At 44.9% G+C, this 12,524-nt stretch carries 12 protein-coding genes; 3 read left to right on the plus strand and 9 right to left on the minus strand.

Features of this window, described 5'->3' with window-relative positions:
- Nucleotides 1-7: 7 nt before the first annotated feature.
- Nucleotides 8-940 (minus strand): ABC transporter ATP-binding protein, encoded by a 933-nt coding sequence (locus HC026_RS03515; protein WP_168924603.1) that lies wholly within the window; start codon nt 938-940, stop codon nt 8-10.
- A gap of 1,000 nt (nt 941-1,940) precedes the next feature.
- Here HC026_RS03515 and HC026_RS03520 point away from each other — a divergent pair.
- Nucleotides 1,941-2,375, plus strand: coding sequence for a GNAT family N-acetyltransferase (locus tag HC026_RS03520; protein ID WP_168924604.1), 435 nt, complete (start codon nt 1,941-1,943; stop codon nt 2,373-2,375).
- Here the strand turns inward: HC026_RS03520 and HC026_RS03525 are convergent.
- Nucleotides 2,367-3,245, minus strand: coding sequence for a LysR family transcriptional regulator (locus HC026_RS03525; RefSeq protein ID WP_168924605.1), 879 nt, complete (start codon nt 3,243-3,245; stop codon nt 2,367-2,369). The two genes, HC026_RS03520 and HC026_RS03525, sit on opposite strands and share 9 nt — an antisense overlap.
- A 117-nt stretch (nt 3,246-3,362) precedes the next feature.
- Between HC026_RS03525 and HC026_RS03530 the strand changes: the two genes are divergently transcribed.
- Nucleotides 3,363-4,991: a malolactic enzyme gene (locus HC026_RS03530; RefSeq protein WP_168924642.1), complete on the plus strand. Its 1,629-nt coding sequence runs from the start codon at nt 3,363-3,365 to the stop codon at nt 4,989-4,991.
- A gap of 65 nt (nt 4,992-5,056) precedes the next feature.
- Here HC026_RS03530 and HC026_RS03535 read toward each other — a convergent pair whose 3' ends face one another.
- The 3 genes from HC026_RS03535 to HC026_RS03545 all read right to left on the minus strand — a co-directional run bounded on the left by HC026_RS03535 (nt 5,057) and on the right by HC026_RS03545 (nt 8,143).
- Entirely contained in the window at nt 5,057-5,863 is an 807-nt protein-coding gene (locus HC026_RS03535; RefSeq protein ID WP_168924606.1) for an HAD family hydrolase, read from the minus strand.
- A 67-nt stretch (nt 5,864-5,930) separates the two neighbouring features.
- Complete coding sequence (locus HC026_RS03540) at nt 5,931-7,298, minus strand: amino acid permease (RefSeq protein ID WP_168924607.1); 1,368 nt, start codon at nt 7,296-7,298, stop codon at nt 5,931-5,933.
- 254 nt (nt 7,299-7,552) lie between these two features.
- Nucleotides 7,553-8,143 carry a TetR/AcrR family transcriptional regulator gene (locus tag HC026_RS03545; RefSeq protein WP_168924608.1) on the minus strand — a complete coding sequence of 197 codons (591 nt, stop codon included), beginning with the start codon at nt 8,141-8,143 and terminating at the stop codon, nt 7,553-7,555.
- A 138-nt stretch (nt 8,144-8,281) separates the two neighbouring features.
- On the opposite strand from HC026_RS03545, the gene HC026_RS03550 reads away from it, so the two are divergent.
- Nucleotides 8,282-9,715, plus strand: coding sequence for an MDR family MFS transporter (locus HC026_RS03550; RefSeq protein WP_168924609.1), 1,434 nt, complete (start codon nt 8,282-8,284; stop codon nt 9,713-9,715).
- Nucleotides 9,716-9,858: 143 nt separating this feature from the next.
- Here the strand turns inward: HC026_RS03550 and HC026_RS03555 are convergent, their stop codons facing one another.
- From HC026_RS03555 to HC026_RS03570, 4 genes are all read right to left on the minus strand, one after another.
- The gene (locus tag HC026_RS03555) at nt 9,859-10,821 is read right to left on the minus strand and encodes a 2-hydroxyacid dehydrogenase family protein (RefSeq protein WP_168924610.1); all 963 of its coding nucleotides are present in this window, start codon (nt 10,819-10,821) and stop codon (nt 9,859-9,861) included.
- A gap of 215 nt (nt 10,822-11,036) precedes the next feature.
- On the minus strand, nt 11,037-11,381 hold the full coding sequence (locus HC026_RS03560) for a type II toxin-antitoxin system RelE/ParE family toxin (protein ID WP_168924611.1): 345 nt from the start codon (nt 11,379-11,381) through the stop codon (nt 11,037-11,039).
- On the minus strand, nt 11,381-11,623 hold the full coding sequence (locus tag HC026_RS03565; protein WP_168924612.1) for a type II toxin-antitoxin system prevent-host-death family antitoxin: 243 nt from the start codon (nt 11,621-11,623) through the stop codon (nt 11,381-11,383). Before HC026_RS03565 ends, HC026_RS03560 begins: the two co-directional genes overlap by 1 nt.
- Nucleotides 11,624-11,781: 158 nt before the next feature.
- Nucleotides 11,782-12,501 carry a gamma-glutamyl-gamma-aminobutyrate hydrolase family protein gene (locus tag HC026_RS03570; protein ID WP_168924613.1) on the minus strand — a complete coding sequence of 240 codons (720 nt, stop codon included), beginning with the start codon at nt 12,499-12,501 and terminating at the stop codon, nt 11,782-11,784.
- Nucleotides 12,502-12,524: the final 23 nt, after the last annotated feature.

Genomic DNA, 12,524 nt, shown 5'->3' on the forward strand with positions numbered 1-12,524 from the left:
GCACCCCCTATTCTGCCTCTTCTTCGGCTAATCGTTTTTTGATACGGCTTTGTTTCAAAACTTCCAACAACGAGCTTTCAAGGTTACCCTCAAGTCGAGTAACGTCGAGAATGTCTACGCCGCCTTCCACAAGCAGGTGCAAAACTTCTGGCATGGTATGATCATCGGTTGCTACCACCTCTACTCGGGGATCTGGGGTAGTCTTAAACTTCGCCTTTTTCAACAGTTGACGAGCCTTCTTATCATCACTGGTCATCAGCATGATCGTTTGTTTGCCTTGGGAAGCTAACAAATCATGCATGGTGGTCTGCTGAACGATCCGGCCTTCATCAATGATGAGCAGATCCTGCGCTAAACGTTGCAGTTCACTCAAGATATGGGACGAAATAAGAAAAGTCGTCCCCTTCAGCGATTCGGAGATAATCAGATCCCGAAGTTCCTTTGTGGCTTCCGGATCCAGGCCATTCATGGGTTCATCTAAAATGACCAGATCAGGAAAGTTAACCAGCGCTAACGCAATCCCCAGTTTCTGCTTCATTCCCAGCGAATAGCCCTTTGCTTTTCGCTTAATAAAGCTGTCCATGTTTAATTGAGAAATAATTTTTTGAATGTGAATCAACTGATGATCACCATCCGCAAACAGTTGCAGGTGGTCCCATCCGGTCAAAAATGGGTAAATCCCCGGATATTCAATCAATGCACCAACTTTAGATAACGATTCGTGCTTCTGGGGTGTCACTTTTTCTCCAGCAATTTTGATACTGCCTGAATCATAGTTAAACAGACCAAGCATCGTTTTCATCAAGGTCGATTTTCCCGCACCATTTGGGCCAACAAGTCCCACAATATGCCCTGGTGTTAAATCAAATGAGACATCATGCAATACGTGCTTGTTGCCAAAATTTTTATTTAAATTTTGCACGGATAAAATACTGCTCATATCTGCCTCCATACTAATAGTGGTTTACTGGTATTTAATCATAATTTAAGGGGTCGGGGCAAGTCAGTCATCCGTCCCGCTCACCAGAAGTCTCTACGACAATTTTACCGGACAGCTGATTATCACGGTATTAAATACGCAAATCGTAAGAAATTTCTAACTGTAAAAGAAATTTTGAGGTGATTTCACTATTTTAAGCTCTATTTAAGTTCACCACAGTATATTAACACTTGTAACACAGAACAGATCTCCCCTGATCGTTCTATTTTCCCTAAAAACCACTTTCTTTTGAAAGCAAGTAACTGTCCATCCCCATCCGACAGTTACGACACCCTTCGTTTCAGGTCCCATCCCTGTGATCTGAAACACTTCTAATCCTTCTTCCTATTCTCCCAAATAGCAGAAGACAACAACACTGTAACGTGCATCCCCTGTACGTTACGGAAACGCCCCGCAGACTATAGGCCTGCGGTTTTTTTTAGTGGCTAAATAATTTATTAACCGCCATTTCGCTACACCGGGCAGTCAGATCGAAGTGGGTCGTGGTGAAGCTAGCTCCTGCGCTGCGCTTGGGGCGGATCTCCACCACCTCCCATGTCACTAAACTACCAAAGTACGGTAGTTAAGTGACATCGACACCACGATCTGCCAGCCCGGTTTCGTTACATTCCATATTAATCCACTAGTCCAGCCAACCATCACTCCAGTTTGGTAACTAAATTTGCGTTAGCAACCGAACTGTTCGGTCGCCTAAAAAGCAGAAAATAAAATGCAGTGGAGCGAAACGGGCAAATCGTGGTGAGAGTAGTCTTTAGTGAGCGGTTCGCGCTCGCTTAGGACTACGGGAGACGAAGGAAATCCTTTTTCGGTGAACTGTCCGAAAAATAGTTCCGGAGCGACCCCACGACGAGTTGCCCGTTTCGAGTAACGAAATGACACTTATACCAATTCAATTTTAGGGTATACTAAAATACAGTCTACGATATAAGGAGAAATACATATGAAATTTCACACCGGATCAGAACCCTGGAATCATGCCGCGGCACTTTACGTTCGTATGAGTGTCTTTGTTATAGAACGGACCATCGCAATCGAAGATGAATTTGACGATAATGATGAATCAGACCGGGTATACGTTGTTGCCTATTCCGATGAGGGCAAGCCAGTTGCTACTGGTCGCTTCCAGACAATTGATGACACCACAATGCGCCCAGGCCGAATTGCCACGCTCAAGGAATATCGCGGGCAACATTTAGGCGCTAAGATCATCGAGGCATTAGAGAAATATGGTCGCGAACAAGGCTACACAAAATCCATCATCCACAGTGAAATGACTGCCAAAGGTTTTTATGAACGCCAAGGCTACGAAGTTTCATCCGCCCCTTATGAAGAAGACGGTGTACCCGCAATCACCTTAACTAAGAAATTACTGTAAACTCGCCCGTATCAAGCTCAGCATCCGCTGTTGCAGTGGGTTAAACACGTGAGAGCGCCGATAAACCAGACTAGTGGTAAATTGAGGTTGTGGTTCATCTAATAGCGGCACACGAACGACATCCTCATCGAGAGGTGTGGTGATAGCTAGAAAACCAATGCCAATTCCGTCTTTAATCAGGTTTAGCAAACTTTGTATGCCATTGGAGCGAAACGCCACCTTGGGCCGAAAATGATTTTGCCGAGCTAATTGATTGAAGGCTTGGTTATGAACAAATCCCCGTTTGAATAAAACGAAAGCTTCGCCCTTTAAATCTGAAAACCGCACCCCTGACCGTTGCGCCAGTGGGTGTTTTTTTGATACGTAGATAGCAAATGGCTGCTGATCAAAGGGTTCCACCACTAATTTATCATCATTAATTGACTGAATAGTTGCTAGTAAGGCCACGTCAATGTTACCAGCTTGAATCGCCTGCAAGGTGGTCATCGATCCTTCCTCGAGCGTATAAAGCTTATCTAGCAACTCAACTCTTTTCAGGCGTTTAGCAATCAGTGGGAAATAAGTATTCTCAATAATAGGTGGCAATCCCATCGATAATCTGCTTTGCTGTCTTTCAGTGAGTTCTCGCTGTGCAATACGGTATTCCTGCACCATGGTTTTAGCATGAACCAGTAATTGATCACCACTATCCGTCAAGCTGAGATCCCCGTGAGCGCGATGACGAATCATCAGCACCGTTCCAAAGCTTTTTTCCAACCGTTGCAGAGCCATGGTGATTGTCGGCTGACTAACGCCAAAGGCATCGGCTACTTTGGAGAAGTTTTTAATGTCCGCTAACTTGATGAAGTATTCCAAATCACGAATGTTCATAGTATGCTCCTTAGCATTTCATTTTTACTCTATTATAAACTTTTTTTATATTGGTACATGAGTTTGACTATAAAAATCACAAGCAGATATACTGCATATATAAATCATTTGAAGGAGATCATTCACTTGTCATTAAGTATTTTAAATAACCCATTTAAAAATAAAGGAACTGCATTTACTCGATCAGAACGTCATGAGCTTGGTCTAGAAGGCCTGCTACCACCATACATCCAAAGTTTGGATGAACAAGTAGCCCAAACCTTTGCCCAGTATCAAACGAAGCCTACCAACCTGGCCAAGCGTCAGTTCTTAATGGAAATTTTTGATGAGAACCGCGTGTTGTTTTATAAACTATTCAGTGAACACGTCGCCGACTTCATGCCCGTCGTCTACGATCCAACAATTGCTGATACGATTGAAAATTACAGCAGACTGTTTGTCGATCCGCAAGATGCTGTGTTTCTCTCCATCGACCATCCAGAAGAGATGACCCAAGCATTGAAAAATGGTGCGGACGGGCGCGATATTCGATTGATCGTAGTCACCGACGCTGAAGGAATCCTAGGTATTGGTGACTGGGGCACTGATGGCGTGGATATTGCTGTGGGTAAGCTGATGGTGTACACCGCCGCAGCTGGCATCGATCCCTCACAAGTAATGCCCGTTGTTTTGGACGTGGGAACTAACAACCAGAAACTATTAGATAGCCCACTTTACTTAGGCAATCGACACCAGCGAATCACCGGTGACCGTTACGACCAATTCGTTGACCAGTTCGTCACCACAGCGGAAGACCTCTTCGCCGACCTTTACCTGCATTTCGAAGACTTTGGCCGCGACCATGCTGCTGATATCCTTAATCGTTATCAGGACCGTTACACCGTCTTCAACGATGATATTCAGGGAACGGGCATCATCACCTTAGCCGCCGTTTTAGGTGCATTGAATATTTCCAAACAGTCCTTAGCTGAACAACGTTATGTTTGTTTTGGTGCTGGTACTGCGGGTGCAGGAATTGCCAAACGAGTCTGCGATGAATATATCCAACAGGGCATGAGTCCTGACGAAGCTAAGGCCCACTTCTACATGGTGGATAAACAGGGCTTGTTATTCGATGACGACCCAACCCTGACTCCGGAACAAAAGCCTTTCGCCCGTTCTCGAGATGAATTTAATGACCCGGATTCACTGACCAATTTAGCTGCAGTGGTCGCCACTGTGCATCCAACAATCTTGGTAGGAACTTCCACTCAACCTGGGACGTTCACTGAAGCCATCGTGAAGGACATGGCTGCTCACACAGACCGGCCAATCATCATGCCATTGTCCAACCCAACTAAGCTAGCAGAAGCAACCGCTAAAGACTTGCTGAACTGGACTGATGGCCGAGCATTGGTCGCTACCGGGATTCCCTCAAAAGACGTTACTGTCAACGGTGTGACTTATCAGATTGGCCAAGCCAATAACGCCCTGGTCTACCCTGGCCTCGGCTTAGGGGTGATTGCCGCCAAGGCCACTACGTTAAACGACGATATGATCTCAGCTGCTGCCCACTCCCTGGGTGGTCTGGTGGATGCCAGCAAACCAGGAGCAGCCATCCTGCCCCCAGTCACACAGCTGAGCCAGTTCTCCGATATCATCGCTGAAGCAGTTGTGCAGAGTGCGATGGCCCAAGGCTTAACCCAGCAGCCAATCAGCGATGCTAAACAAGCTGTGTCAGAAGCAAAATGGGTACCGGAATACTAAAATTAAATCATTAAAAATACGCCCAATACCAGAAATGATATTGGACGTATTTTTACGTCTCTGATTTACTTTTGTAAAATGAACTTTTCAATCCCCTGACCAACGCCATCATGATCGTTGTCAGTGGTCAAGTATCGAGCCACTTGCTTCACGTTTGGAAGTCCATTTGCCATGACGATTGGCATGCCCACCAATTTCAGCATGGGAATATCATTGGGACCATCACCGAAAGCAGCCGTCTCGTTCAAATCCAGTTGCTCACGCTTGGCGATATAATTTACCCCACGCGATTTTTTGGCTGCAATCGCAGTGATATCCAAATAAATATCACTGGATTTTTGGATTGCGACACCTGGTAACCTGGCTTCGTTGAGAATATCAACTATTCCAGCCATGACCTGGTTATCCAAGACACAGAACGTCATTTTATAAATTGGTTCTGGATGAGTCCAGAACGTTGCTGGCTCAAGTACTGTTGGTTTTTGTGGCATGTCTTCTTGGAAGAACGCCACACCGTCATCCATGTGGGTCACTTGCCAGTCCGTTAAACCGAAAAGGCTAATCCCAGTTGTGGGGTACCGCGCTTCAACTAAGTCCACCACCCGCTTGACCACTTTAAAATCGACTGGCACCTCTTCAATCACCTGAAGTTGACCATCCTTCACCCGGTAAATCAGGCCACCGTTGAAGCCAATCTGAGGTGCGGTTAATTTTAGTGTGTCAATAGCGGCCATCATCTGGCGCGGCGAGCGAGCCGAAACCAGTGTAAATGGGATGCCAGCGCTTTGAATAGCTGCTTTGTTGCCAGTGGAAACTTTACCGTGACGGTTAAGCAACGTGCCGTCCATATCGGAAAAAATGTGTTTAATCACTATGAAAGCTCCTTTAATCTCGTTAAATATACTTTAACATAGTGTCATTTTTCCGGAAAACTTGCAACTACTTAGAGGTGGGCGCCTGCCGTTTAGGCCGATAAATCAGCTCGTACATCCCCAGCATGACCAAGAATACGACGATGGAAATAATCATCGAGATCCGAGTTGATGGGTCAAACAGTAGGAAAACTAGGATGCCAGCGAAGAAAATCAGACTGACCCAGTCAGTAACCGGATAACCTGGCATGCGGAAGGTTTGCGCACCTTTTGGGTGCAGGTGACGATAACGAATGTGGCACCAGATCAAGATCACCCACACCAGGACGAAATTAATTGTTGAAACACCCGAAATCATGGTAAACACACTGGCCGGCATCAGGTAGTTCAGTACCACAATAATCAGGAGAACCAAGGTCGAAAAGTTCAGTGAATTGGTCGGTACGCCGCTCTTATTGAGGGCAGCCAAACTCTTTGGTGCGTTACCACCCCAGCTAAGGGCGTGTAACGTTCGGCTGGTACTGAAAAGGCAACTATTGGTTGCCGACAATGCAGCAGTTAACACCACGAAGTTCAAAATTCCTGCAGCACCGGCGATTCCAATACCAGAGAATACTTGCACAAACGGGCTGGCAGTCGTGGTAATCTTATTCCACGGATAAACACTCATAATGGCAATCATTGAACCCACGTAGAACAGACCAATTCTGATTGGTAAACTATTGATAGCTTTGGGTAAATTAGCAACGGGATCGTTGGTTTCCCCAGCTGTCAGACCAACCATTTCAATCCCGACGAAGGCGAAAACAACCATTTGAAAAGCCATCATGAAGCCGAAGCCACCCGTTGGGAAGAAGCCACCATGGCTGACAAGATTAGTAAATGACGCGTTTTGACCACCAACTCTGGTATGGAGAATCGCTAACGCAAATCCAACAACCACCAAAATAATAATGGCCGCCACTTTAATCAAGGAGAACCAGGATTCCATTTCACCAAAGGCTTTAACGTTGATCCGGTTGGTGAAGTACAGGAAGACTAAAATTACAAACGGTGCCACCCACTGAGGAACCGATGGAAACCAAAACTTGATGTAGATTCCTGTTGCGGTTAAATCTGCCATAGCCAAACTGATCCAGCAGAACCAATACAGCCAGCCGGTCACAAACTCCATCCGGTCACCCAGATACTCACTGACAAAGTCCAGAAAAGACCGCTTGCTAGTATCTGACAAAAGCAGTTCACCAATGGCCCGCATCAAAAAGAAACAGAACAGGCCAACAATCAGATACGCCAAAATGATTGACGGACCAGATGTGTGAATGGCGCTACCCGAACCAAGAAACAGCCCAGTTCCAATGGCACCACCGATCGCAATCATTTGAATATGCCTGCTTTGCAACGAACGCGATAACTTTCGATCTTTATTTTTCATCACATACTCCTCTTCTGAACGCAAAACGACGCCCCTTAGCACTCACTATCTGAGTACCAAGGGGCGTCGTAACGCTGTTCCACCCAAGTTCACAGTTCCTATTGAACTGCCTCTAATCGCTGATATTGGTTGCGCAACCAAATGTGTTTCTGCCATATTAAAGCTGCCGGTTCTCAGCCTTACCCGACTCTCTGTGAAACTTTATTATGTTCTCATTGTACTTTAATTTTCCTAAAATACAACCCTGAAATCAACTATTTTTTAAGATAGGGCTTCAAAACCGGCATCATCACTGAATCAACCATCCAATGCATCCGTTCTTGATTCAGCGCGGTTTCCTTGCTAAACAGCGTATCCATAATCAAGTAAACCGGTAGATTTAGCAATTGCTCGTCTACGGCAGTTAAATCAATTTCACCGCGTGCCTGTCCCTGCGCCATGACTTGCTGCATTAATTGCGTGACGTAATTGTTGGGACCAAGCCGTTTGAAAAAGTCCGCTACCGACATGCCGCCCAGCCGTTCCATCATCAGACCGGCCAAATGATCATAGTTCATTTTTGTCAACAAATCGATCAATTGGTCAAATAGCGCCAATAAATCATCGTGAATTGACCCCGTGTCAGGGACTTCAAGGTTAACATTCCCCATTTGCGTGCGCAGCGCTGCCAAAATAATAGCCGCTTTAGACTCCCAACGCCGGTAAAGCACGCTCTTATTCGTATGGGCGTTTTTGGCAATCATATCCATTGTGATATCTTCATATTTGGTTGATTCAATGAGGTCTAGGGTGGCGGTTAAAATATCATTTTCCAACGCTTTTCCTCGTCGTCGTTTTTGTGCCATTGCCGATCTCCTTTACAGCTCTTATTAACTTTAACATTTTTCATCGGAAATGTTGACAGCCAGCCCAAAAAGAATTAGAGTACTCTAGTACCTTATTTTAGGTACTAGAGTTTCTTAAATTAATTTGGAGGTATTTTAATGGCAACTCAAAACAAAGCATCAGCATTAACAAAATCAATCATCAACCAAGCTTGGATCATCGTGCTTGGTGCCATTGCACCATTGCTAGATTCGACTATGGTCAACATTGCAATCAACAATCTTGCAAAAAGTTTCAATTCATCACTAAGCACCATTCAATGGGTGGTTACCGGTTATCTGTTGGCAATGGTGATTGCTGTTCCGTTCACCGGCTGGCTGAATGACAAATTCGGCGGCAAAACGGTATTCCTCGGTGCTGAAGTACTTTTTGGTGTAGCCTCACTTTGCGCCGCAATTTCTGGTAATATTGGCATTTTAATCGGTTTCCGTTTCGTTCAGGGTTTTAGTGCTGGGTTGATTACCCCACTCCTAACCACGTTATTAGTCGATGTCGCCGGGGCTGGCGCCATGGGCCGTTTGATGGCGATCGTTGGTTTACCAATCATGCTTGGCCCCATTGTTGGTCCTGTGATCGGTGGCCTCATTGTTCAATACCTCAACTGGCGGTGGATTTTCTTCATCAATATTCCTGTTGCAATCATTGCCTCTTTACTTATCTGGTTTAAATTACCAACGATTAAAGCCAAAAAGCCTGATGCCAAATTTGATTGGCTGGGGGTCACTTTACTTTCCGGTATGTCTGCTAGTATTGTCTACGGCATCGTTCAGGCAAGTTCGAAAACCAGCTTCACTAATTCAACGACGTTAGCCTACCTCGCAACCGGTTTGGTCTTAATGATTGGTTACGCAGTCTATGCTTCATTTCGTAAACAGAATGCGGTTGTGCCCTTATTGCTCTTTAAACATCTGAACTTCAGCGGTTCAATGATTGGACTCTTCTTAGCGGGTGTTGCCACTAACGATCCCATGTTATTATTGCCGCTCTTCTTTCAAAACCTACGAAATCAGTCTGTGGCTATGGCTGGACTATCACTGATCCCCCAAGGAATCGGTATGTTGTTATCCCGTCCCTTTGTTGGCCGTTTGATTGATTCAATCGGTGCCCGCTTCGTGACTATTGGCGGTCTCATAGTGACATTGATTGGTTCTATTCCGTTCATCTATTTTGATCAAAATACGGACTACTGGCTGTTGATGATTGTCCTATTCATTCGAGGTATCGGTGCCGGTGCAATCATTACCCCTCTAATGACAGATTCATTTGTCGGCGTTGACCGCCAGCTTTCAGGACAAGTTTCAATTGCGACACGGACCATGCAAAATATTGGTGGTGCCTTTGGTTCAGCCATGTTGGCAACCATAGTGGTCAACTATCAAAGCCAACATGTTCAAACACTTGCCACGATTGCCAGCAGCTATCAACAAGGCTTCCTTTGGGCAGTTATCTTTACCGCACTTTTAATCGTCCCTTCACTGCTACTAACAAATCATCTCAGATTAAAGGTGGCTCATCAGGAAGTCAGCAAGTGAAACAAACGAAAGGAAACAACTCCGTAGAAATCAGAGTTTAACTTAAATAACCGCTATTCCAATCAAAACAATGGAATAACGGTTATTTATATTGAAGAGCCAGATTCTGGGTTGAATCACAGCCCACCTCATTTTATGAGCAATTATTTGTTAACGATGAACTTAGCGTCTTTGCCATTATCAACCAGCACAACGTTACCAGCCACAATATTAGCCATGGCGTCACGTGCTTCAACAGTAGCGTTTCCAACATGAGGCGTTAGAATAACGTTCTTCAATGACTTGAAACCGTCGTCAACTTGGGGTTCTTTTTCATAAACGTCCAACGCGGCACCGGCAATTTCACCGGATTTCAAAGCTTCCAGCAACGCTGCTTCATCAATGATTGGACCACGACCAACGTTAACGATGTAGGCCGTCTTCTTCATTGCTTTGAATGCAGCTGCATCAAATTTGTGCGTCGTTTCGGGCGTTTGTGGCGCATTAATGGTGATAAAGTCACTGGTTTTGATCAGTTCATCCAGAGGTTTATAGGTCACTTTCATAGAACGCTCTTCTGGGTCAGAAAGACGGTTTGGCTTGTAGTACTGAACGTTCATGCCCAACGCGTTGGCTTTACGTGCAACATCGCTCCCAATGTTACCCAAGCCGAAGATACCCAGCGTCTTGCCAGCAATCTCATGACCTAAGAAATACAGGGGTGCCCAACCAGGGAAACCTTCGTTACGCATCTTTTGATCACCTTCAACCACCCGGTGACTCAGTGCTAGCATCAGGCCAATGGTCACTTCAGCAACAGCATTCGTGGAAACCGCCGGGGTATTGGTTACCGGGATCCCTTTTTCCTTCGCATAAGCGGTGTCAATGTTGTTAAAACCAGCCCCAAAGTTCGCAATTAACTTCAACTTTGGTGCAGCGTCAATAATTTCCTTATCTACTTTCGTTGAAAGTGGTGTAATCAAGAAGTCAATATCACTTACATTTTTCAGTAACTCGTCGTGTGAGATCAAACCATCGCCGTCATAAACGCTGACATCTAAGCCAGCCTTTTTCAGTTGTTGAGTTGTCACTTCGGGTAATTGCGCTGATAAATAGACTTTACTCATAATTCAGGCCTCCTGTATTTTTGTTACCGCTTTCATTATCGTCCAAAACGGGATAAAGTGCAATCTTGCGGTATTGGGAGTTGATTTATAATTAGAATTTCTCACTTATTGGAACAAATTGGAGACTGAGTAAAAGCCTAAATCAAAAGGCTGCACTTTAAATTACGTACAGCCCCTTTGTTCAACCTTAGTTAACGACAGATTTACCTACCAAGCTATGTTTCGGGAGGCATATTTTTATCTAAATAGTCATTCAATTCACGAATGATATTTTCTCGGTTATCAAAAATCCGCTCAATTATAACAGCCGCCCGATCTTCATCAATCCTGTAAAATATCGTATTCCGCCTATCGCGTAAGTAGCGGTAGTTATCCAACTGGTCGTCAATCACACTAGCAGATGCTCCCAGTTTAGGATAGCTCCCCAATTGCTGTAACTGCGCAATGATTGTTGAAATTACCTTATTAGCTGCTTTCTGTCCAAAAAAAGCCTCTAAGTAAGCTTGTAATGTACGTAAATCTGACGTTGCATCATTCGTGATAACAAGTTTGTATACCACTACTTCAACAGTTCCGCGGCAACCTCGTCCAGAGGCCGAGTACCACTTCTTTCGGCCTGTTTTAAGATTTGGGCTAAATGTTTACTTTTTTTGAACTTCTCAAAGGCTTCGTAATCAGCCAAATCAATGACAACATATTTGCCATAGCCGTTTTTAGTCAGAAAAACAGGGTTATCTGGTTCAACTGTATCTAACACTTTTCCGTAATTCTTCAACTCTGAAACCGGCATGATATTCACCATAGTACTCAGTCCTTTCCAAAGTGTAGTATATCATTATGGGATAAATTATTCGAATAGTTTGTCCCATAATCTGTTAACTAAGGTCACATAGGTTAACTACGTAACTGCTTGATATAGAATTAAAAAAACTTGGAAATCATTCCAAGCCACTCACCAATCTATGCTTCTTTAACCCGCTTAATAAAATCCTCAAAAACCGCGAACTCATCCGCATTTTCTTTGTACATCAACTCAGGGTGCCACTGAACCGCTAAAATTAGATTGTTATCCTTGCTCTCTACAGCTTCCACCACCCCGTCACCGGCCTTAGCAGTCAACTTTAACTGTGGTGCTAACTTTCTAACTGATTGATGGTGGAAACTGTTCACCAGAACGTGCTTTTGACCATGAAAAATGGTCTGCAGCACGGAGCCATCAGCGAGATCAACGTAATGTGAACCCTGATTAGACGGCGCTTTTTGGTGGTGCTGATAAGTCTGATGATCAATCTGTTTTGCGATATCCTGATAGATGTCACCACCCAACGCAATATTAATGACCTGAGCGCCACGGCAGATGCCTAACATCGGCTGTCCAGCAGAAGCAGCTTGCTTGATTAACGCAATTTCGGTAGCGTCCAGACGGTCATCCGCTTCAGCCATTTCTGGCAAGGGTTCCTCGCCAAAGTAGCGAGGAGCAACGTCGGGACCACCAGGAATTAACAGGCCATCAATCAACTGGCTATATTTCTCAGCCAATTTCGGCTCACCGGTGGGAATTAAAACGGGTAGTCCGCCTGCTTTAATAATCGCAGCAACTTCGCCCTGGTTCACCGTGTTCTTGTGAGTATCTCCTACCAGCTCACGTTGTGCTGGAATACCAATAATTGGTTTTGCCATAACGATACCCCTCTCACAAATGA

Origin of the sequence: Secundilactobacillus angelensis (assembly GCF_012641075.1) — a bacterium.
Lineage (GTDB): Bacteria > Bacillota > Bacilli > Lactobacillales > Lactobacillaceae > Secundilactobacillus > Secundilactobacillus angelensis.

Excerpts from the sequence above, each read along its gene's own strand:
- HC026_RS03520 (WP_168924604.1), top strand. The coding sequence starts at position 1,941 with ATGAAATTTCACACCGGATCAGAACCCTGGAATCATGCCGCGGCACTT.
- HC026_RS03550 (WP_168924609.1), top strand. The coding sequence starts at position 8,282 with ATGGCAACTCAAAACAAAGCATCAGCATTAACAAAATCAATCATCAAC.
- HC026_RS03570 (WP_168924613.1), bottom strand. The coding sequence starts at position 12,501 with ATGGCAAAACCAATTATTGGTATTCCAGCACAACGTGAGCTGGTAGGA.
- HC026_RS03515 (WP_168924603.1), bottom strand. The coding sequence starts at position 940 with ATGAGCAGTATTTTATCCGTGCAAAATTTAAATAAAAATTTTGGCAAC.
- HC026_RS03555 (WP_168924610.1), bottom strand. The coding sequence starts at position 10,821 with ATGAGTAAAGTCTATTTATCAGCGCAATTACCCGAAGTGACAACTCAA.
- HC026_RS03540 (WP_168924607.1), bottom strand. The coding sequence starts at position 7,298 with ATGAAAAATAAAGATCGAAAGTTATCGCGTTCGTTGCAAAGCAGGCAT.
- HC026_RS03525 (WP_168924605.1), bottom strand. The coding sequence starts at position 3,245 with ATGAACATTCGTGATTTGGAATACTTCATCAAGTTAGCGGACATTAAA.
- HC026_RS03565 (WP_168924612.1), bottom strand. The coding sequence starts at position 11,623 with ATGGTGAATATCATGCCGGTTTCAGAGTTGAAGAATTACGGAAAAGTG.
- HC026_RS03545 (WP_168924608.1), bottom strand. The coding sequence starts at position 8,143 with ATGGCACAAAAACGACGACGAGGAAAAGCGTTGGAAAATGATATTTTA.